21 protein-coding genes and 5 tRNA genes are annotated in these 21,517 nt (G+C 49.4%); 9 read left to right on the forward strand and 17 right to left on the reverse strand.

Features of this window, described 5'->3' with window-relative positions:
- Nucleotide 1: 1 nt before the first annotated feature.
- The 16 genes from rpoB to rpsU all read right to left on the reverse strand — a co-directional run bounded on the left by rpoB (nucleotide 2) and on the right by rpsU (nucleotide 10,344).
- Nucleotides 2–3,814, reverse strand: coding sequence for a DNA-directed RNA polymerase subunit beta (gene rpoB / locus L6466_RS12250; protein ID WP_091814719.1), 3,813 nt, complete (start codon nucleotides 3,812–3,814; stop codon nucleotides 2–4).
- Between the two features lie 149 nt (nucleotides 3,815–3,963).
- The gene (gene rplL, locus L6466_RS12255; RefSeq protein WP_091814722.1) at nucleotides 3,964–4,344 is read right to left on the reverse strand and encodes a 50S ribosomal protein L7/L12; all 381 of its coding nucleotides are present in this window, start codon (nucleotides 4,342–4,344) and stop codon (nucleotides 3,964–3,966) included.
- Between the two features lie 51 nt (nucleotides 4,345–4,395).
- Entirely contained in the window at nucleotides 4,396–4,911 is a 516-nt protein-coding gene (rplJ, locus tag L6466_RS12260) for a 50S ribosomal protein L10 (RefSeq protein ID WP_091814724.1), read from the reverse strand.
- Between the two features lie 20 nt (nucleotides 4,912–4,931).
- On the reverse strand, nucleotides 4,932–5,624 hold the full coding sequence (gene rplA / locus L6466_RS12265) for a 50S ribosomal protein L1 (RefSeq protein WP_091814727.1): 693 nt from the start codon (nucleotides 5,622–5,624) through the stop codon (nucleotides 4,932–4,934).
- A 23-nt stretch (nucleotides 5,625–5,647) separates the two neighbouring features.
- Nucleotides 5,648–6,088, reverse strand: coding sequence for a 50S ribosomal protein L11 (rplK, locus tag L6466_RS12270; protein WP_091814730.1), 441 nt, complete (start codon nucleotides 6,086–6,088; stop codon nucleotides 5,648–5,650).
- A gap of 90 nt (nucleotides 6,089–6,178) precedes the next feature.
- Nucleotides 6,179–6,724 carry a transcription termination/antitermination protein NusG gene (gene nusG, locus L6466_RS12275; RefSeq protein ID WP_091814733.1) on the reverse strand — a complete coding sequence of 182 codons (546 nt, stop codon included), beginning with the start codon at nucleotides 6,722–6,724 and terminating at the stop codon, nucleotides 6,179–6,181.
- Between the two features lie 19 nt (nucleotides 6,725–6,743).
- Nucleotides 6,744–6,932 (reverse strand): preprotein translocase subunit SecE, encoded by a 189-nt coding sequence (gene secE, locus L6466_RS12280; RefSeq protein ID WP_091814736.1) that lies wholly within the window; start codon nucleotides 6,930–6,932, stop codon nucleotides 6,744–6,746.
- Between the two features lie 19 nt (nucleotides 6,933–6,951).
- Nucleotides 6,952–7,024 (reverse strand) — tRNA-Trp (locus tag L6466_RS12285).
- Nucleotides 7,025–7,112: 88 nt separating this feature from the next.
- Nucleotides 7,113–8,297, reverse strand: a complete 1,185-nt coding sequence (gene tuf / locus L6466_RS12290) for an elongation factor Tu (protein WP_091814739.1) — start codon at nucleotides 8,295–8,297, stop codon at nucleotides 7,113–7,115.
- 72 nt (nucleotides 8,298–8,369) lie between these two features.
- Nucleotides 8,370–8,441 (reverse strand) — tRNA-Thr (locus L6466_RS12295).
- Nucleotides 8,442–8,451: 10 nt separating this feature from the next.
- Nucleotides 8,452–8,524: transfer RNA gene (locus L6466_RS12300), tRNA-Gly, on the reverse strand.
- Between the two features lie 18 nt (nucleotides 8,525–8,542).
- Nucleotides 8,543–8,625: transfer RNA gene (locus L6466_RS12305), tRNA-Tyr, on the reverse strand.
- A 49-nt stretch (nucleotides 8,626–8,674) separates the two neighbouring features.
- A tRNA-Thr gene (locus tag L6466_RS12310) sits at nucleotides 8,675–8,748 on the reverse strand.
- A 102-nt stretch (nucleotides 8,749–8,850) separates the two neighbouring features.
- Nucleotides 8,851–9,150, reverse strand: coding sequence for a ribosome hibernation-promoting factor, HPF/YfiA family (hpf, locus tag L6466_RS12315; RefSeq protein WP_091814743.1), 300 nt, complete (start codon nucleotides 9,148–9,150; stop codon nucleotides 8,851–8,853).
- Nucleotides 9,151–9,187: 37 nt separating this feature from the next.
- Entirely contained in the window at nucleotides 9,188–10,066 is an 879-nt protein-coding gene (locus L6466_RS12320) for a tyrosine-type recombinase/integrase (protein WP_237802703.1), read from the reverse strand.
- 86 nt (nucleotides 10,067–10,152) lie between these two features.
- Nucleotides 10,153–10,344: a 30S ribosomal protein S21 gene (gene rpsU / locus L6466_RS12325; RefSeq protein ID WP_028902393.1), complete on the reverse strand. Its 192-nt coding sequence runs from the start codon at nucleotides 10,342–10,344 to the stop codon at nucleotides 10,153–10,155.
- Nucleotides 10,345–11,172: 828 nt separating this feature from the next.
- Between rpsU and L6466_RS12330 the strand changes: the two genes are divergently transcribed.
- From L6466_RS12330 to L6466_RS12350, 5 genes are all read left to right on the forward strand, one after another.
- Nucleotides 11,173–11,922, forward strand: a complete 750-nt coding sequence (locus L6466_RS12330; RefSeq protein ID WP_237802702.1) for a helix-turn-helix domain-containing protein — start codon at nucleotides 11,173–11,175, stop codon at nucleotides 11,920–11,922.
- A gap of 94 nt (nucleotides 11,923–12,016) precedes the next feature.
- Complete coding sequence (locus tag L6466_RS12335) at nucleotides 12,017–13,144, forward strand: aspartate aminotransferase family protein (protein ID WP_237802701.1); 1,128 nt, start codon at nucleotides 12,017–12,019, stop codon at nucleotides 13,142–13,144.
- A 90-nt stretch (nucleotides 13,145–13,234) separates the two neighbouring features.
- A complete protein-coding gene (locus L6466_RS12340; RefSeq protein ID WP_091818836.1) occupies nucleotides 13,235–14,014 on the forward strand; it encodes a pyrroline-5-carboxylate reductase family protein in 780 nt (259 codons plus the stop codon).
- 104 nt (nucleotides 14,015–14,118) lie between these two features.
- The gene (locus L6466_RS12345) at nucleotides 14,119–14,676 is read left to right on the forward strand and encodes a helix-turn-helix domain-containing protein (protein WP_091818844.1); all 558 of its coding nucleotides are present in this window, start codon (nucleotides 14,119–14,121) and stop codon (nucleotides 14,674–14,676) included.
- Between the two features lie 48 nt (nucleotides 14,677–14,724).
- Nucleotides 14,725–16,392: an AMP-binding protein gene (locus tag L6466_RS12350; RefSeq protein WP_237794606.1), complete on the forward strand. Its 1,668-nt coding sequence runs from the start codon at nucleotides 14,725–14,727 to the stop codon at nucleotides 16,390–16,392.
- A gap of 3 nt (nucleotides 16,393–16,395) precedes the next feature.
- Here the strand turns inward: L6466_RS12350 and L6466_RS12355 are convergent, their stop codons facing one another.
- On the reverse strand, nucleotides 16,396–17,292 hold the full coding sequence (locus tag L6466_RS12355) for an AEC family transporter (protein ID WP_237802700.1): 897 nt from the start codon (nucleotides 17,290–17,292) through the stop codon (nucleotides 16,396–16,398).
- Between the two features lie 123 nt (nucleotides 17,293–17,415).
- Here L6466_RS12355 and proB point away from each other — a divergent pair, with 123 nt between their 5' ends.
- Genes proB through L6466_RS12375 form a run of 4 tightly spaced genes read left to right on the forward strand, consistent with a single transcriptional unit; the run spans nucleotide 17,416 to nucleotide 21,514 of the window.
- Nucleotides 17,416–18,186: a glutamate 5-kinase gene (proB, locus tag L6466_RS12360; RefSeq protein ID WP_091818833.1), complete on the forward strand. Its 771-nt coding sequence runs from the start codon at nucleotides 17,416–17,418 to the stop codon at nucleotides 18,184–18,186.
- On the forward strand, nucleotides 18,180–19,436 hold the full coding sequence (locus L6466_RS12365; protein ID WP_237802699.1) for a glutamate-5-semialdehyde dehydrogenase: 1,257 nt from the start codon (nucleotides 18,180–18,182) through the stop codon (nucleotides 19,434–19,436). Before proB ends, L6466_RS12365 begins: the two co-directional genes overlap by 7 nt.
- A 37-nt stretch (nucleotides 19,437–19,473) precedes the next feature.
- On the forward strand, nucleotides 19,474–20,439 hold the full coding sequence (locus L6466_RS12370) for a Rossmann-fold NAD(P)-binding domain-containing protein (RefSeq protein ID WP_091818831.1): 966 nt from the start codon (nucleotides 19,474–19,476) through the stop codon (nucleotides 20,437–20,439).
- A 22-nt stretch (nucleotides 20,440–20,461) separates the two neighbouring features.
- Entirely contained in the window at nucleotides 20,462–21,514 is a 1,053-nt protein-coding gene (locus L6466_RS12375; protein ID WP_176756887.1) for a TerC family protein, read from the forward strand.
- Nucleotides 21,515–21,517: the final 3 nt, after the last annotated feature.

The raw sequence follows: 21,517 nt of genomic DNA on the forward strand, positions 1-21,517 counted from the left end.
CTTAGTCGAGAGTTACGCTCAGACCCAGACCACGCAACTCGTGCAGCAGCACGTTGAGTGACTCAGGAATGCCTGGTGTTGGCATGGGCTCACCCTTCACGATAGCCTCGTAAGCCTTAGAACGACCTACGGTATCATCAGACTTAATAGTCAGAATCTCCTGAAGCACATGGCTGGCACCAAAGGCCTCCAGTGCCCAGACTTCCATCTCACCAAAACGCTGACCACCGAATTGGGCCTTACCACCAAGAGGCTGCTGAGTGATGAGTGAGTACGGACCGATAGAACGGGCGTGCATCTTGTCCTCAACCATGTGACCCAGTTTCAGGAAGTAGGTGATACCTACTGTTGCAGGCTGGTCGAAACGCTCACCGGTCTCACCGTCATACAGGTGGGTAGAGCAGAGGCGTGGCAGACCTGCCTTGTCGGTCCATTCTGCGAGGTCTTCAAGTTTTGCACCGTCGAAGATAGGTGTAGCGAACTTCACGCCGAGACGCTTACCGGCAGCACCGAGGATAGCCTCGAAGATCTGACCGAGGTTCATACGAGAAGGCACACCCAGAGGGTTCAGTACCAAGTCTACGGGACGACCATCCTCGAGGAATGGCATATCCTCCTGACGTACGACCTTAGAAACGATACCCTTGTTACCGTGACGACCGGCGAGCTTATCACCCACACCGATCTTACGCTTCTTGGCAACGTAAACCTTGGCCATCTGCAGAATGCCTGAGGGCAGTTCGTCACCAATGGTGATGGCAAACTTCTTACGCTTCATCTCAGCATCCAGCAGTTTGTACTTCTTCATATAGTTGATGATGAGCTGACCGATAAGTTCGTTCTTGTGCTCGTCATTTGTCCACTTGTTGGTCTGGATATCACCGTACTCCAGGTTCTTCAGGGCTGTCATGGTGAACTTAGAACCCTTAGAGATAACCTCTGCACCGGTGTAGTCCTTCACGCCCTGTGAGGTCTTACCCTTTGTGAGCTCCATCAGCTTGTCAACCAGGATGTCCTTCAGGTCGTCAACCTTTGCCTGGTACTCCTCGTCGATCTTAGCCAGCACAATCTTATCCTGCTGCTTGGTCTGACGGGTCTTGATGGCACGGGCAAAGAGCTTCTTGTCGATGATGACACCACTCAGTGATGGGTTGGCCTTCAGTGAAGAGTCCTTCACGTCACCGGCCTTGTCACCGAAGATGGCGCGGAGCAACTTCTCCTCAGGTGAAGGATCGCTCTCACCCTTAGGTGAAATCTTACCAATCAGGATATCTCCTGGCTCTACGCGGGCACCGACACGGATCACACCGTTCTCGTCGAGGTCCTTGGTGGCCTCTTCGCTCACGTTAGGAATATCAGAGGTGAACTCTTCCACACCACGCTTGGTCTCACGTACGTCGAGTGAGTACTCGTCCACGTGTACAGAGGTGAGCACGTCCTCACGGACAATACGCTCGTTGAGCACGATAGCATCCTCATAGTTGTAACCCTTCCAAGGCATGTAAGCCACGAGCAGGTTACGACCCAGTGCCAGCTCACCGTTCTCAGTGGCATAACCCTCAGTCAGGATATCACCCTTCTTCACGCGCTGGCCCTTGTTACAGATAGGACGCAGGTCGATGGTCATGTTCTGGTTGGTACGGCGGAACTTAGGAATACGGTATTCCTTCATGGCGGGTTCGAAACTGACGAACTCCTCGTCCTCTGTACGGTCATAGAGGATGCGGATGGTTGTAGCGTCAACATATTCAATCACACCGTCACCCTCGGCGGTTACCATGGTACGAGAGTCTTCGCAGACCTGCTTCTCGATACCGGTACCTACGATAGGTGCCTCGTTGTGGAGCAGAGGTACTGCCTGGCGCATCATGTTAGATCCCATCAGTGCACGGTGAGCATCGTCGTGCTCCAAGAAAGGAATAAGTGATGCAGCGATAGAGGCAATCTGCTGGGGAGATACATCCATGAGGTTAACCTCTGTGGGAGGTACCACGGGGAAGTCGGCATCCTGACGACATTTTACGACAGGACGGATAAAGGTACCATCGTCGTTCAGAGGTGCGTTACCCTGACCGATGATGAAGTTCTCCTCTTCCTCAGCGGTGAGGTAGACGATACCGTCATCATTCAGGTTGGCCACACCATTCTCTACCTTACGGTATGGTGTCTCGATGAAGCCCAGCTCATTGATCTTTGCATAGACGCAGAGTGAAGAAATCAGACCGATGTTAGGTCCTTCAGGGCTCTCGATAGGACACAGACGACCATAGTGTGTATAGTGTACGTCACGAACCTCGAAACCGGCACGCTCACGACTCAGACCGCCAGGACCCAGGGCAGAGAGACGACGCTTGTGGGTCACCTCGGCCAGAGGGTTCGTCTGGTCCATGAACTGTGACAATGGGTTGGTTCCGAAGAACGAGTTGATAACGCTTGAAATGGTTTTTGCGTTAATGAGGTCCATCGGGGTGAACACCTCGTTGTCACGCACGTTCATGCGCTCACGGATGGTGCGGCTCATACGGGCCAGACCGATAGAGAACTGATTTGACAGCTGCTCACCAACGGTGCGCACACGACGGTTTGACAGGTGGTCAATATCGTCAACGGCAGCCTTTGAGTTAATCAGCTGAATCAGGTATTTGATAATCTCAATGATATCTTCCTTGGTCAGAACGCGGACATCCATCTCGGTGTCCAGTCCCAACTTCTTGTTGATGCGGTAACGACCTACATCACCCAGGTCGTAACGCTTGTCTGAGAAGAACAGGTTCTGGATAACTTCACGTGCACTGGCATCATCGGCAGGATCTGCATTACGCAGCTGACGGTAGATATAGAGCACAGCCTCTTTCTCAGAGTTACTGGGGTCTTTTGCCAGTGTGTTGAAGATGATTGAGAAATCCTGAGCCGTTGCCTCATTCTTGTGAACCAAGATAGTAGCAGCACCGCTCTCCAGGATGTCCATGATGTTATCTTCTGTAATCTCAGTCTCACGATCCATGATTACCTCATTACGCTCGATAGAAACTACTTCACCAGTATCTTCATCTACAAAGTCCTCGTTCCAACTCTTCAGCACACGGGCTGCGAGCTTGCAACCGATGACTTCTTTCAATCCTTTCTTTGTAACCTTTACTTCCTCTGCCAGGTCGAAGATCTGCAGAATGTCCTTATCGGTCTCGAAACCGATGGCACGGAGCAAGGTAGTAACAGGCAACTTCTTCTTACGGTCGATATAGGCATACATCACGTTGTTGATGTCTGTTGCGAACTCAATCCATGAACCCTTGAAGGGGATGATACGGGCTGAGTACAGCAGCGAACCGTTGGCATGTACGCTCTGACCGAAGAATACACCGGGTGAACGGTGCAACTGTGATACAACGACACGTTCTGCACCGTTGATAACGAATGTACCGTTGGCCGTCATGTAGGGGATAGGACCAAGGAATACATCCTGAATCACTGTACCGAAATCCTCGTGATCGGGATCCGTGCAGTAAAGTTTCAGTTTAGCCTTAAGAGGTACGCTATAGGTCAGACCACGCTCCAAACACTCGTCGATGGTGTAACGGGGTGGGTCAATATAGTAATCCAGGAACTCAAGTACGAAGTTGTTACGCGTATCTGTGATAGGGAAGTTCTCGGCGAAAACCTTATACAGACCGTCGTTCTTGCGTTCCTCAGGCGGAGTGTCCAACTGCAGGAAGTCCTTGAAAGACTTTAATTGTACATCGAGGAAATCCGGTAACGGCATCGGGTTCTTGACGCTGCCAAAGTTTACTCTGTTGTCTATTACTTTCGAAGTCATAAATGAATAATGTGGGTTATTGTTTTCTAGTGAAACTAGCTTTACTAGTCATACCTAGTTAAACTAGTTCTGACTAGAAGAGACAAGAAAATGGTCGGGAACCCTCTACTGGAGAGCTCCCAACCATAGTGTTATTGTTGTTTTCTGAATTACTTCAGCTCAACCACGGCACCAGCGGCCTCGATGGTCTTCTTCAGGTTCTCAGCCTCTTCCTTGCTCAGACCCTCCTTAACGGTAGCGGGAGCACCGTCTACGAGATCCTTAGCTTCCTTCAGACCAAGACCGCAAGCTTCCTTAACAGCCTTTACAACCTGCAGTTTAGCAGCACCGGCCTCTTTCAGGATAACATCGAAAGATGTCTTCTCCTCAGCTGCGGGAGCAGCGCCACCAGCAGCAGGACCAGCAGCTACAGCAACGGCTGCAGCAGCAGGCTCAATTCCATACTCGTCCTTCAGGACTGTTGCCAACTCGTTAACTTCTTTTACAGTAAGGTTTACCAACTCTTCTGCAATAGCTTTGATATCTGCCATTTTATTTAAATTTTTTAATTGTTTTTAATGTTAATGAATTTACTTTTTCGCTTATTTGTTACGCTCAGCGATAGCGTCAAGCAGACCGTGGACCTTGCCACCGGCGTTCAAGCCAGAAACAACATTCTTGATCGGCGACTGCAGCAGAGCCACAACTTCGGCGATAAGCTCGTTCTTGCTCTTGATAGCAACCAACTCTTCCAGTTTGTCAGCACCAACAAAGATGCTTTCCTCAGCATAGGCACCCTTCAATGCGGGGATACCTTCCTTCTTATATTCCTTGAGGAGTTTGGCGGGAACATTAGCTGTGTTTGCGAACATCACAGCAGTGTTGCCCTTCAAGCAGTCATACAGGGGAGAGAAATCAATCTCCGAAGCCTCAAAAGCCTTGTGGAGCAGGGTGTTCTTTACGACCACCATCTTGATTTCGTTCTTGAAGCACTTACGACGCAGGTCGCTTGTCTTCTCAGCATCCAGTCCGGTCAGGTCAACCAGATAGAAGTGAGGATACTGCTTCAATTTCTCTCCAAGTTCTACGATAATAGTATCTTTTATTTCCTTTTTCATTTGTCTAATCTTTTAACGAGTTATTCAACTGATTTAGGATCTACCTTGATACCCTTACTCATAGTGCTTGAAAGGAAGATACTCTTGATATAAGTACCCTTAGCAGCGGCGGGCTTCAGCTTGATAATCGTAGAGATAAACTCTTTTGCATTCTCAAAGATCTGATCAGCATTGAAGTTGATTTTACCAATTGACGTGTGCACGATACCGGCCTTGTCAACTTTAAAGTCAATCTTACCCTGCTTAACTTCCTTCACTGCTTTTGCAACGTCCATAGTAACAGTGCCACTCTTGGGGTTAGGCATCAAACCGCGAGGACCGAGAACACGACCCAAGGGACCCAACTTACCCATGCATGAGGGCATTGTAATGATTACATCAATATCGGTCCAACCGCCCTTGATCTTTTCGATATATTCATCGAGACCAACATAGTCGGCACCAGCTTCCTTAGCGGCAGCCTCCTGATCAGGAGTACAGAGGGCGAGCACACGAGTTACCTTACCAGTTCCGTTCGGCAGTGATACTACACCGCGAACCATCTGGTTGGCCTTGCGTGGGTCAACGCCCAAGCGTACATCGATATCAACAGAAGCATCGAACTTGGTTGTGGTAATTTCCTTCACCAATGCGGCTGCTTCCTTCAAAGAGTATGCTTTCCCTGCTTCAACCTTATCAGCTACCAACTTTTGATTTTTTGTCAGTTTACTCATTGTCTTAAAATTGAAGTTATTTGTTATTCACCAGGGAAATCCCCTTTTACAGTAATACCCATACTGCGAGCCGTACCAGCAATCAGCTTCATTGCAGACTCAATTGTAAAACAGTTGAGGTCAGCCATCTTGTCCTCGGCAATAGCACGTACCTGATCCCAGGTTACAGTAGCCACCTTCTTACGGTTAGGCTCTGCGCTTCCGCTCTTTACCTTGGCAGCCTCGAGCAACTGAACAGCTGCGGGAGGAGTTTTGATGACGAAACTGAATGACTTGTCGGCGTAGTAAGTAATAACGACAGGAAGAATCTTACCTGCCTTATCCTGGGTTCTGGCGTTGAACTCTTTGCAGAATCCCATGATATTGATACCCTTTGAACCCAATGCAGGTCCTACGGGAGGTGAGGGATTCGCAGCGCCACCTTTAATCTGTAATTTGATTAATCCAGCAACTTCTTTAGCCATTTCTGTTTGTTAATTTTGAATGATTTGCATATAAGTCGAAGAGTGGAAGCCTCTTAGACCGTATACTAGAACGGCGCACGTAACTACGCTCTATTCTTTCTCTACTTGATTAAATCCAAGCTCCAAAGGAGTCTTGCGTCCGAAAATCTTTACTGTTACCTTCAGCTTGCGCTTCTCAGCATTAATCTCTTCAATCACACCGCTGAATCCACTGAAAGGACCATCGGTCACCTTAACGGCCTCATCAAGGACGTAAGGTATTGTAACCTCTTCCGTGCGGATAGCAGTATCTTCTACTGTACCGAGGATGCGGTTGATGTCAGCCTGACGAACGGGGCTAGGATTATCCATACCACCGAGGAAGCCAAGCACATTAGGAATGAAGCGGAGTGTGTGAGCAATCTCACCATCGAGACGAGCTTCCACAAGCACATAGCCAGGGAGGAACAATTTCTCCTTGACTACACGTTTGCCATTACGCAGCTGGGCATATTTCTCTGTGGGCAAAAGAATCTGACCGACTGCGTCAGCCAGAGCCTGATTATTTTTCATCAATGCCTCTAGATACTCTTTTACTTTGCCCTCTTTTCCGCTAACAGCTTTCAGGACATACCATTTCTTTCCAGTCTCTGCCATTTCCTATCTCTATAGTGTATTAGCCTGGATATACCAAACTCATCAATTTCTCAAATGTCAAATCCATGCCGAACACCACCAAGGCAATAATAACTGATGCTGTCAGTACAAGCACTGCACTGCCAGTCAATTCCTTCATCGTCGGCCATGTTACTTTGTGAGCTAACTCATCGTAGCACACTTTGCAATAGTTGAAAAACTTCTTCATCTTCTATTCTTTCTTTTTGCACGGGAAGGAGGACTCGAACCCACGACCCTCGGTTTTGGAGACCGATGCTCTACCAACTGAGCTATTCCCGTAAGTAAGCCCCCACCCGTAAGCGGGGGCTTGATTTTTATCGAATCCTAGTAACAACTAGCTTTCGCTAGTCTTACTAGTTTCCTAGTCTTAGTCTTCGTATACCTCTGTGATCTGGCCAGAACCTACAGTACGACCACCCTCACGGATAGCGAAACGCAGACCCTTGTTCAGAGCAACGGCATAGATCAACTCAACAGTAATCTCAACGTTGTCACCAGGCATTACCATCTCAACACCCTCTGGCAGAGTGATCTCACCGGTGCAGTCCATGGTGCGGAGGTAGAACTGAGGACGATACTTGTTTCCGAATGGAGTGTGACGACCACCCTCTTCCTTCTTCAGTACGTAGATAGAAGCCTTGAACTTCTTGAATGGCTTGATCTGTCCGGGATGGCAGAGCACCATACCACGCTTGATCTCGTTCTTGTCGATACCACGGAGCAGCAGACCTACGTTATCACCAGCCTGACCCTCATCCAGGATCTTACGGAACATCTCGACACCAGTTACAACTGAGTTCTTGTCCTCACCAAGACCGAGCAGTTCAACAGCATCACCAACGTGGATAACACCAGTCTCGATACGACCAGTAGCTACAGTACCACGACCTGTGATTGAGAATACGTCCTCAACAGGCATCAGGAAAGGCTTGTCGGTAGCACGAGGAGGCTCCTGAATCCAAGTGTCGCAAGTATCCATAAGCTCCATAACCTTCTGCTCCCACTTCTCAACGCCGTTCAGAGCACCGAGGGCAGAGCCACGAATGATAGGAGTCTCATCCTCGAACTCATACTGCTCCAGAATCTCGCGGACCTCCATCTCAACGAGCTCCAGCATCTCCTCATCCTCAACCATATCACACTTGTTCAGGAATACAACCAGACGGGGAACGTTTACCTGACGAGCGAGCAGAACGTGCTCACGAGTCTGAGGCATAGGACCGTCAGTTGCAGCAACTACGAGGATAGCACCATCCATCTGAGCAGCACCAGTTACCATGTTCTTCACATAGTCGGCGTGTCCCGGGCAGTCCACGTGAGCGTAGTGACGCAGCTTGGTCTCGTACTCAACGTGAGCGGTGTTAATAGTAATACCACGCTCCTTCTCCTCGGGAGCATTGTCGATCTGGTCGAATGACTTCACCTCAGAAAGACCAGCCTTAGCCAGTACAGTGGTGATAGCAGCGGTCAGAGTTGTCTTACCGTGGTCAACGTGACCAATAGTACCGATGTTTACGTGCGGTTTGGTGCGCACAAATGTCTCTTTTGCCATTGTTTTTTGTTTTTATAAAATTTGTTTATATTACGTGTTGTTTTTGCTCCTCCTTACAATCCTCAGAGAGAGAGCTGTAACTGAGAGTTGAACTCAGGACCTCTTCCTTACCAAGGAAGTGCTCTACCACTGAGCTATTACAGCATGTTTATAGAGCGGAAAACGGGGCTCAAACCCGCGACCCCCAGCTTGGAAGGCTAGTGCTCTATCAACTGAGCTATTTCCGCAAAAACATCTCTTGAGAGTGGGTGCTGATGGATTCGAACCACCGAAGTCGAAAGACAGCAGATTTACAGTCTGCCCCATTTGGCCACTCTGGAAAACACCCAAATCTTTGCGTCCCAACTAGTCGCGCGCTTGCTTTTTCGCTCCACTTGAGCCTCTTGTCGGATTCGAACCAACGACCCCGAGATTACAAATCACGTGCTCTGGCCAACTGAGCTAAAGAGGCTTTTCTAAGCAGCCGCTCTCTCTTCAGATTTACGACCTGTTGGAAAACGGCTGCAAAGTTACGACTTATTTTTGAATTACCAAAACTTTTCTAGAGTTTTTTTTAGTAATTTCTCAATTTTTCCTTGAATTTCTGCAGTTGAGCCCTCATTGAGTCAACGCAGAGGTCTATACTTTCTTCAAATGTGTCGCTTGTCTTCTCTACTCTCAGTGTATTTCCGGGTACCGCAACTTGTATGCTGGCTTCCTTATTCTGGGCAGTAGCAGGCTTTACGACCTTTAATTGCACCTCAACTTTCTGTATATCTTCGTACGACTTTTCTAACTTGGCGACCTTCTTTTCGATGAACGCCTCTAACTTCTCGGTAGCGTCGAAATGGATCGACTGAATCTTAATTTCCATAGTTACCTCCAATTTTAAAAAGTTAAACTATAAAGCTCTAGTCCCTCGGAAGGGCCTCTTTGTAAACTCGCTTTAACTGCTCGAACGTTGTGTGCGTGTAAATTTGTGTTGTCTCCAGGCTTTCATGCCCCAGGAGTTTCCTTACGCTTTCCAGTCCTGCGTCGTGGTTGAGCATGGCTGTTGCAAAACTGTGTCTCAGTACGTGGGGTGATTTCTTCTTCAGCGTTGTTACCTTCGCCAGGTTCTCCCTCACTGTGCTGTAGACCTCTGCTTCGGATATTCTTTCTCCTTTGTTATTAAGGAAGAGTGCTTCCGAGCGTTTTACTATCTCCTCGTCGCGGCAAGCTATATACTGCCCCAACTGCTCTGCCAGTTCTTTACCGAAAGGGATGATGCGCTGCTTGTTTCTTTTGCCGGTAACCTTAAGTTGCATGGCATCCAGATCCACGTCGCTATCGTTTAGCCCTATCAGTTCGCTACGTCTAAGTCCTGCCTCGTAGAGTATTATAATAATTGTACGCGCACGTACATCTTTATAATCAACTCCCCATTCCGTTTTATCCAGAAGTTGGTTTATCTCCTCCTCCTTTACGAATTGCGGCAGTGGCTTCCGCTTCTTGGGACCGGTTATCATGTGAGCCGGATCCTTGTTGACCAACTTTCTTGCGAGGGCGTATCTGAAAAAAGAGCGCAGGGCCGATAGCCCTGTATTCACGGTCGAGGCATTGTTGCCCCTGTCCATGAGACTCTCCATCCATCCTCGGATGACGTCGGCATCTACCGATACCCAACTGAGCCCCTCCTCTGTTTCCTCGAAGTATTTCTGGAAGTCTCGCAGACTGTCCTCATACCTTTTTACTGTCAGCTCGCTGCGATTTCGCTCGTAGCGCAGATAGTCGAGAAATTGGTCAATCATAAAGCGTTGCACTAACTTATCATAGTTTTCGGCAACGAATTTACGGAAATTTTATGAATCTACCAAATTTTTCGAGAAAAAAATGCTTATTCCTCGTTTGTACGGAGCTGCTGTACGTAAACGGCGTGCTCCATCTTCAGGCGCTTCAGGACAGAAGGCTTGTCGAATTGCTGACGACGACGCAGCTCTTTCACAACACCTGTCTTCTCGAACTTTCTCTTAAACTTCTTGAGGGCCTTCTCGATGTTCTCGCCTTCTTTTACTGGTACAATAATCATACTGTTTTTTGACTTTAAAATGTTAAATGGTTAAACTTGAATTACTTACGTGCACACATAGGTACACAAAAAGTGGGTGCAAAGGTACAAACATTTCGTGAATTGACCAAGTTTTTTGCCAACTTTTTGATGTAAATGGCTGATTATTACCACAAAATAACCTTCCTGAGTGCTATTTCAGTCCGATTTACGTGCTATTTTTAACTGTTGTTGATACAAAAAAGTGCTGCGCGTTACAGTTGTTACAGATTACAGTTAAATCTCAACTACATATACCCTCAAAATGGCTCAAAAAAAATGTAAATACTATTTACTATTATATATAATATATATATTATATATAATAGTACTTTCAATTTAGCCAAATTTATAGCTTTAAAACCTAACTGTAATCTGTAACACTGTAACGCGCTTAATCACAAAAACCACACGCTTAACCTTTTCTTGTTTTTTGACAAAGATTGCTCTTCTATCTCATTTTTTATGAGTACCTTTGCATCGTCAATAAGGGATAAATATTGCGCCCTAACTAGCGAGAAAAATTTTCCTAGTGCACGAGGAAGTTTGGAAGCACGAAGGCACTCTAGAGCCCCGAAATTGACAAAGGTAAAAAGATTAAACATTAATAATTCTTGGCAAGCCCCCCCCCTGACACGGGAAAACGAGCTGAGATTGTTGGTAAGACAGACTCTTTAGTTAATTTATGTGAATACATGAAAAATTTTCGCATTTCATCTTTGGTTTTTGCTTTTTTATCCATAAATTTGCAAAACAACAACATAATCTCACAAAGAGATAAGATGAATAACTTAACTAAAGATTAAGACTATGAGAAAGAAGACCATCCTAACCGCCACATTACTATTCATAGCAACAACCGCCTGCCAGGCACGCACATTGACGATTGCCGAGGCCGACACCATCATTGTGATACTATCGTGCATCATCATACTGCTTCTGGTAACTGGAGCTTTCGGCGTGCATTATAGCAGAATAGTATATCGTCGCAACGAGCAGTTGAACCGCATACTCAATGCGCTGAACGACTACCGCGCCATCGTGGGCGACAAGGACATGTCGCTCGACGAACTGGAAAAGCAGCTGAAGGAGAAGCAGGTCAGCCAGAATGCCAACAAGCCCATCCCGACGGAAGAGGCGCAGACCTTCTTCGTGAAGATGGATGCACGCGTCAACAAGGAAAAGCCTTTCACGGATCCCGATTTCGATCAGCAGGCGCTGGCTGATTTCATGGAGGTAGACCTGGACACATTCTGCAAACTGGTGCCGCGCTATGCCGACCCCGACAGAACACTGGAGTATATCAACTCCCTGCGCGCAGAGTATGCCACAAAGGTGCTGATGGATCCCACGGAGTGCTCGCTGGACAACATCGCCAGCAGGAGCGGCTTCAAGAACACCGCCACCTTCAACTCGGCATTCAAGTTTGCCTTCGGCGTGATGCCTGACGAATACCTTGACAGCGTGAGCCAGATGTTCAAGAAGAAGGGCAAGAAAAGCATCTTCGCAACCATCAGTAAAATTTTCCTCACCGTGTGGACATTTTTACTTACGTCATGAGAAACGCCTGAAATTCAAAAAAAACTGCAAATCGTTCGCTAAATCGGAATTTTTGTATAACTTTGCATGCAGATAACAACAAAAACGTAACAATATGCAATTATTTGACGTTTATCCCCTTTTCGATGTGAATATCGTGAAGGGAAAAGGATGCAAAGTATGGGACGATAAAGGTCAGGAATACATGGACCTTTATGGCGGTCATGCCGTTATCAGCATTGGCCACTGCCACCCCCACTACGTAGAGAAAATGGCGCAGCAGTTGCAGACACTAGGCTTCTACAGCAACTCCGTACAAAACAAGCTTCAGGCCGAACTGGCAGAACGACTGGGCAAGATTAGCGGATACGAGGACTATCAGCTGTTTTTGGTGAACAGCGGTGCCGAGGCTAACGAGAATGCCCTGAAGCTGGCATCGTTTAAGACGGGCAACGTGCGCGTGCTGTCTTGCGAGAAAGCTTTCCACGGACGTACCAGCCTAGCCGTCGAGGTGACCAACAACCCCAAGATTGTTGCCCCCATCAATGATAACCACCACGTACGCTTCCTGCCACTCAACGATATTGAGCCTTGGGTGCGCGAACTGACACGCGAGGGTATCGCTGCCGTTATCCTGGAGTGTATTCAGGGTGTTGGCGGTATTCAGATGGCCACACCTGAGTTTGCCCAGAAGTTGGCCTATGCCTGCAAGCGCTATGGTGCCGTACTGATCTGTGACGAGATACAGTGTGGCTACGGCCGAAGCGGCAAGTTCTTCGCTCACCAGTGGCTGGGCATCAAACCCGATATTATCACCGTGGCCAAGGGCATCGGCAACGGATTCCCCATGAGTGCCGTGCTGATTTCACCTGAGTTCAAGGCCGTCTATGGACAGTTGGGTACCACCTTCGGAGGTAACCATCTGGCATGTACCGCAGCCTTGTCGGTTATCGACGTGATGGAACAGGAGAACCTGGTGGAGAATGCCCGCGAGGTGGGTGACTACCTGATGGAGAAGATTCGCAACCTGAACAACGATAAGATTAAAGAGGTACGCGGTCGCGGACTGATGATTGGTATCGAGCTCTACACACCACAGAAGCCCGTACGCCAGCGCCTGGTTTACGAGCAGCACGTCTTCACAGGCTGCTCAGGCGAGAATGTACTCCGTCTGTTGCCACCATTAACCTTCACCAAGGCAGAAGCAGATGAGTTCGTAAAGCGTCTGGAAGCCGCTTTATGAGGGAAAAGGGAATAGTGAAAAGTGAATAATTTCTTTTAGTCGCGAAGCTTTGTAAAAGCGAGCAGAGCTCGAGCGGCTACCGCAATAAATATGAAAATTTCAGTGATAGGCGCAGGTGCCATGGGCGGCGCCACCGTAGAAGGCATGATCAAGGCCGACTACTTCGACAACAAAGACTTGATGGTAAGCGACCCTGCTGAGGTCGTACTGAAGAAATTCTCTGCACAGGGTATCCGTACCACTACCGACAACGCAGCAGCTGCAAAGGAGGCTGACGTGGTGATGGTATTCGTAAAGCCCTGGTTGGTAGAGACCGTATTAAAAGGTATCAAGGACAGTCTGAACCCCGAGAAGCAGATTCTCGTAGTCATCGCTGCCGGTGTGAAATCAGCCAGCATTCAGGAGTGGCTGGGAGCACAGTGTCCCCCGCTGTTCCTCTGTATCCCCAATATCGCCATTGCAGAACTGGCATCCATGACGTTCCTGGTGCCTGTGACGACTGAATCGTCACACACCGAGACTGTGAAGGCCATCTTTGATGCGATGGGTAATACGCTGATTACCGACGAGGCACACCTGGCAGCAGGCACTACCCTCGCCTCTTGCGGCATTGCCTATGCGATGCGCTATGTGCGTGCAGCCTCGGAAGGTGGCGTAGAACTGGGATTCAAGGCCGACCAGGCCAAGGAGATTGTAATGCAGACCATGTTGGGCGCCGTGAAACTGCTGGAGGCCAGCGGACTGCATCCCGAAGCTGCCATCGACCTGGTGACCACACCTGGTGGTGTGACCATCAAGGGACTGAACGAGATGGAGCATGCAGGCTTCACATCTGCTGTGATTCGCGGATTGAAAGCAGGAGTAAAATAAGGGTATAGGGAAAAGTGAAAAGTGAAAAAATTCTTTTAGTCGCGAAGCTTTGTAAAAGCGAGCAGAGCTCGAGCGGCTACCGCTTTGAAAAGTAAAAAATGATTATGGACGAACAACTGAAACAGATTGGTGAGCGTTTGCGCGGACTGCGCGACGTACTCGATATCCCCGTGAGCGAGATGGCCGAGACCATTGGCATCTCATCGGATAAATATGAGAAGATTGAGGCAGGCGAGATGGACATCACTATCTCGAACCTAATGAAGATAGCCCACAAATACGGTGTATCAACAGAGGAGCTGATCTTCGCGGAGGCACCTCACATGAAGTCATACTACGTGACACGTAAGGGGCAGGGTATGAGCATCGAGCGTACGAAGGCCTATAAATACCAGAGTCTGGTAGGCGGTTTCGTGAACCACAAGGCCGACGTGTTCATCGTCACCGTAGAACCCAAGCCCGAGGCACAGGTGGTCTACAAGAACTCACACCCAGGTCAGGAGTTCAACCTGGTGCTCGAAGGAAAGATGGAACTCTATATCGCCGGCAAGACCATCGTACTGGAAGAGGGCGACAGCATCTATTTCGATGCCACCAAGCCCCACGGCATGCTGGCCATGGGAGACAAGGCCGTCAAATTCCTCGCCTTTACAGTAGAATAGTCGTAATAACGCGATGACGTTATATCATTATAACGAAAGAAAGAAGAAATGATTGAAAGATTCCTGAAGCAGACGAGCTTCACCTCAGTGGAGGATTACAACAAGAACTTGGAGTTCATCATCCCCGAGCACTTCAACTTTGCTTACGACGTGATGGACGCATGGGCCGAAGAAGCGCCCGAGAAACTGGCACTGCTCTGGACTAACGACCAGGGCGAGGAGATACGTGCCACCTATAAACAGTTGAAAGAGCAGAGCGACCAGGCTGCAGCCTATCTGCAGTCGCTCGGCATTGGCAAGGGCGATCCCGTGATGCTGATCCTGAAGCGTCGCTACGAGTGGTGGATTGTGATGCTGGCCCTTTGTAAGATTGGTGCCATCGTGATTCCTGCCACCCACATGCTCACCAAGCATGATATTGTCTATCGTAACACACGTGCCTCTATCAAGGCCATTATCTGCGTGGACGACCCCTACGTGACCGGACAGATCCAGCTGGCCATGAACGAGAGTCCCTCAGTGAAGCAGTATATCGCCATTACAGACCACGGAAAACCCATTCCAGAAGGTTTCCGCGACTATCAGTCGGAAGTGGTAAAGGCGCCTAAGTTTGAGCGTCCAGCCTTCGTCAACAACAACGAGGACACAATGATCATGTACTTCACCAGCGGTACTAGTGGCGAACCTAAGATGGTGGCACACGACTACCTCTATGCCATGGGACACCTGACCACGGGTGTATTCTGGCACAACCTGCACGAAGGGTCCCTGCACCTGACGGTGGCAGACACAGGTTGGGGTAAGGCCGTATGGGGTAAGTTCTACGGACAGTGGTTTGCCGGTGCTACGGTATTCGTGTTCGACCACGAGAAGTTCAATGCCGACACACTGTTGCGCCAGATGGAGAAATACAAGGTGACCAGTTTCTGTGCACCTCCCACCATCTACCGTTTCATGATCCGTGAAGACCTGTCGAAATACGACCTCAGCTCACTGCAATACTGCTGCACGGCCGGCGAGGCACTGAACCCCGCCGTCTATGAGAAGTTCTACGAGAAGACCGGCATCCGCATGATGGAAGGCTTCGGTCAGACCGAGACAACCATGACGCTGGGCACCTTCCCCTGGATGACGCCCAAGCCCGGCTCAATGGGTATTCCCAATGCCCAGTACGACATCGACTTGCTGCGTGCCGACGGTACGCCTTGCGAAGATGGTGAGAAGGGCGAGATTGTGGTGCGCGTAGGCGACAAGAAGCCTGTAGGCCTGTTCAAGGGTTACTACCGCGATGAAGAGAAGACCCGCGAGGCTTGGCACGACGGCATCTACCATACAGGCGATATGGCCTGGCGCGATGAGGACGGCTACTACTGGTTTGAGGGACGTATTGACGACGTCATCAAGTCATCAGGCTATCGTATCGGTCCGTTCGAGGTAGAGAGCGCCCTGATGACCCACCCCGCTGTTGTGGAATGTGCTATCACCGGCGTGCCTGATGATGTGCGCGGTATGGTAGTGAAAGCTACGGTAGTACTGGGCAAAGAGTGGAAAGACAAGGCTGGCGATGACCTGATTAAGGAACTGCAACAGCACGTCAAGAAAGAGACAGCCCCCTACAAATACCCACGTATCATCGAGTTCGTGGATGAGCTGCCGAAGACTATCAGCGGTAAGATACGCCGCGTGGAGATTCGCCAGAAGGATGCCTCGAAATAAGCTTTAGAAGAGAATTACCAGCAATGGTATCGTAAGCATTGATAGCAGGGTTGTGATAAACGTCAACTCTGCTATTAATGTAGTATCACGTCCGTACTTCAGACAGAGAATCGTGCCATAGGTGGCCACCGGCATTGCAATCACCACGGTATTGATATTGGCCACAAAAGGATCGAAGCCAAGGCCACGGCACAGGAAATGCACACCCAGAGGCAATACCGCCAGGCGGAGGAGCGTGGTGGCATACACAACAGGCGTACCCAACAAGGCACGAAGGGGCAGCTGCGACATAGACGAACCAATAATCAGCAGGGCAGCAGGTACGGTGATATTACCTATCATTGTCAGGGGCTGACTGACATAGCCGGGGATGTTGTCGATGCCCAGGGCCACAATCAGCATAGACAGGTAGGCCGACAACATCGGCGTGCTGTATAGAACCTTCTTATTGAACCGTTCACGGTCGGAGCCCTCACCACCGGTAATCATCATGGTACCAATGGTAAAGACGGCAAACGTATTGACCACATTCAGCACGGCAGCATAGAAAACGGCCTGATGTCCGAAGATAGAAGCCACCACAGGGTAGCCCATGAAGCCTACATTGCCAAACACCATGGCAAAAGAAAGGATGCCACGATGCTCAATGCGCTTGGTCAGCAGACGGGAGAAGCCCCATGCCAGGGCAGTCAGCACCACATAGGTCAGGACACTGATACCCAGCAACGGCAGGATATACTGACGGTCGGGCAAATCGCCTGTCATAGACGAAGAAAGAATCAATGCCGGACACGTCCAGTTAATGACCAGACTGGATAACTTACGGTCGAAATCGCCTCCCATATATCTCAGTTTGCCTGCCGCGTAACCTACCACGACTATGACAAAAAGGGTTATCATAACTTCAAACATATTATAAAAGTGGTACTTTCTTAATCTTTTTCTTAATGAGGGTGCAAAATTAAAAATAAAAATTGTAATTTTGCAGCAGATTGTTATTTTTTATCGATAAAAGGATACACAATGAAGAGAAGAATAGTCATTAAGGTCGGTTCCAACGCGTTGACACGCCCTGACGGCCGACTAGACGTCACACGTATGTCGGCACTCGTCGACCAGATTGCGTGGCTGCGCACCAAAGGGTGCGAAGTCATCCTGGTATCATCAGGTGCCGTGGCTTGCGGACGTCGCGAACTGGATATAGAACATGAGCTCGACTCCGTAGAACAGCGTCAGTTATTCTCAGCCATGGGACAAGCCAAACTCATCGGCCTCTACTACGATCTCTTCCGCGAGTATCATATCCATGTAGGTCAGGTGCTCACCATGAAGGAGAACTTCCAGCCTGGCGAACAGTACCAGAACCAGCAGGCTTGTATGCGTGTGATGCTCGAGAATGGCGTCCTCCCCATCGTCAATGAAAACGACACCGTATCCGTAACGGAGCTGATGTTCACCGATAACGATGAACTGTCAGGTCTTATCGCGCAGATGATGCAGGCCGACACGCTCATCCTGCTGTCGAATATCGATGGTATCTATACTGGCAATCCCGCCGACCCACAGTCGCAGCTCATCAAGGAGGTAGCGCCCGGCACAGACCTCTCACAGTATATCCAGACCGAGAAGAGTTCTGCCGGCCGTGGCGGCATGCAGTCGAAATATGCCACTGCCTCTAAGATCCAGGCTTCAGGCATCCGCGTCATCATTGCCAACGGCAAGCGTGAGAACATCCTGGTTGACCTGATGGAACAGCCCAACACCACACCACATACTATTTTCAAGACATGCTAAAGGATATTTTTGAACGTACCAAGCGCGCCAGCAAAACGCTGGCCTTACTCAGCGATGAGCAGCGCAACGAAATATTACTGGCTGTGGCTGATGCCATTATCGCCCAGAAAGAGAGAATCCTGAAAGCCAACGCTGAGGATCTGGCTAAGATGGAGAAGAGCAACCCGCTGTATGACCGTCTGCAGTTGACCGACAGCCGACTGAAAGGTATTGCAGGGGATATGCGCAACGTAGCCACCCTGCCCTCACCTCTCGGCCATGTCACCAAACAGAAGACACTGCCCAACGGACTGCGTCTCTGCAGGGTAAGCGTGCCTTTCGGTGTGATAGGCATGATCTACGAGGCCCGCCCCAATGTAACGTTCGACGTCTTCTCACTCTGTTTCAAGAGTGGAAACGCCTGCGTACTGAAAGGCGGCAAGGATGCCGACTGCTCTAACCGTGAAGAGGTGGCACTGATTCATGAGGTGCTGGAGAAATACGGCGTATCAACAGATGTGGTAGCCTTGCTACCCGCTACGCACGAAGCCACCGGCGAGATGCTCAATGCTGTGGGCTATATCGACCTCTGCATTCCCCGTGGTGGCAGAAAACTCATCGACTTCGTACGCGACACGGCCCGTGTGCCTGTTATCGAGACCGGTGCCGGCGTGGTAAACACCTACTTCGACAAGGATGGCGACCTGGAGAAAGGCAAGGCTATCGTCAATAATGCCAAGACACGTCGTGTCAGCGTATGTAATGCGCTGGACTGTCTACTGGTGCATGAGAGCCGCCTCAGCGACCTGCCAGCCATCGTCGAGCCACTGTGGGAAAAGAACGTTATCATCTATGCCGACGACAAAGCTTTTGCAGCGGTAGCAAACTCTGCACTCTACACTCTGCACTCTACACTCTTACAGCATGCAACATCAGAAAGTTTCGGCACTGAGTTTATGGATTATAAGATGGCGATCCGCACCGTTGCCTCACTGGAAGAGGCACTCGCTCATATCGACCAGTACGGTAGTGGACACAGCGAAAGCATCGTGACAGAGAACGAGGCCACAGCCCGCCAGTTCCAGCAGATGGTAGATGCCGCCTGCGTCTATTGGAATGCCCCTACATCATTCACCGATGGCGCACAGTTCGGCCTGGGTGCCGAGATAGGTATCTCTACGCAGAAACTAGGTCCTCGCGGTCCTATGGCACTGGAAGAGATATGCACCTACAAATGGCTGATTGAAGGCGAAGGACAGACGAGACCGTAATTAAGAATTGAAAATTGAGAATTGATAATTGAGAATTATGAAGAGCTTTATAAATGTACAAGACCTGGGCCCATTGGACAAGGCAATGGCTGAGGCATTTGAAATCAAGAACGACCGTTACAAGTATCAGCATCTGGGCAAGAACAAGACGCTCATGATGATATTCTTTAATAACTCGCTGCGCACCCGCCTGTCCACACAGAAGGCAGCTATGAACCTGGGCATGAATGTCATTGTGCTCGACGTGAATGCCGGTGCATGGAAGTTGGAGACAGAGCGTGGCGTCATCATGGATGGTGATAAGAGTGAGCACCTGTTGGAGGCTATCCCCGTGATGGGTTGCTACTGTGACCTGATTGGCGTACGTTCATTTGCAGGTCTCACCGACCGCGAGTACGACTATGCCGAAACGGTGCTTCATCAGTTCATCAAGTACTCTGGCAAGCCCGTCTTTGCTATGGAGACAGCCACCGTACATCCCCTGCAGGCCTTTGCAGACCTGATTACCATTGAGGAGCACAAAACGGTAGAACGCCCCAAAGTAGTTCTCACCTGGGCGCCTCATTGCCGCGCGCTGCCACAGGCTGTGCCCAACAGCTTTGCAGAATGGATGAATGCTGCCGAGGATGTAGACCTCGTTATCACGCATCCAAAGGGCTATGAACTCGACCCGAAGTTTGTGGGTAATGCGTGTGTGGAGTACGACCAGAAGAAAGCCTTCGAGGGTGCCGACTTCATCTACGCCAAGAACTGGTCGAACCCCGGCGTCACCAATCCTGCCGACTATGGTAAGATAACCTGCGAGGACCGCTCGTGGACGGTAGACACCGAACACATGTCGTGGACCAACAACGGCAAGTTCATGCACTGTCTGCCCGTACGCCGCAACCTCATCGTGACCGACGACGTCATCGAGTCAAAGAACTCGTTGGTTATCCCCGAGGCTGCCAACCGCGAGATTTCGTGCTCGGTAGTACTGAAACGAATGCTGGAGGCACTTTAAAATTGACAAACAATCATTGATTATGGATATTCTTCCCCTCTGGGCGTGGCTTCTGTTCTACGTCTTAGTATTTATCATGCTGATTGCCGACCTGAAGATGTTCGGCAAGAAAGGCGAACACGAGGTAAGCATCAAGGAGGCCCTGAAGATGACTTTCGTCTGGATAGGCGTGTCATTGGTCTTCTGTGCAGGCATCTACTTCCTCTATCCCGTAGAACCTCACGAGAAAGCAATGGAATTTCTGGCAGGTTATCTGATAGAGAAATCACTGTCGATGGATAATCTCTTTGTATTCCTGATGCTGTTCTCTTTCTTTGGCGTTGAGAGGAAATACCAGCATGAAGTGCTCTTCTGGGGTATCTTTGGAGCCTTGGTACTGCGCAGCATCTTCATCTTTGCCGGCGCTGCGATGGTAGAACAGTTTGAATGGGTACTGGGTCTCTTCGGTCTGTTCCTGCTCTATACAGGTGGTAAGATGTTCAGCCATAACGACGAACAGCAGAGCGACCCATCGCAGAACATCATCGTACGACTGTTTAAGAAATTCTTCCCTGTCACCGATCAGATGCACGGCGAGAAATTCTTTATCAAGGAAAAAGTAAAAGTGAATAGTGAAAGGCAACGGGTAGGCGACGGAACGTCGGGAATAAAATTTGCTACCGCCACAAAAGCAACACCTCTATTCATCACTTTATTGGTTATTGAGACCACCGACGTAGCATTTGCCGTAGACTCCATTCCTGCCGTATTCTCCGTGAGTCGCGATCCTTTCATCGTGCTCACCTCCAATATCTTTGCTATCCTCGGTTTGCGTGCACTCTATTTCGCACTGGCCGCCGTAGCCAAGTATTTCACTTACCTGAAGTATGGACTGGGCATCATCCTCATCTTCGTAGGCATCAAAATGCTGCTGGCGATGAACGAATATATCAACGCAGGAGCAGCATGGCTGGGCTATGATCTGAACATGCCTCACATTGAGATTCCTACGGTATGGTCGCTGGCCTTTATCTTCGGAACCCTGACGCTGTCAATGGGATTGTCATACCTTATATCAAAACCAAATAAGAACTAATTA

Source organism: Prevotella communis (assembly GCF_022024175.1).
GTDB classification, from domain to species: domain Bacteria; phylum Bacteroidota; class Bacteroidia; order Bacteroidales; family Bacteroidaceae; genus Prevotella; species Prevotella communis.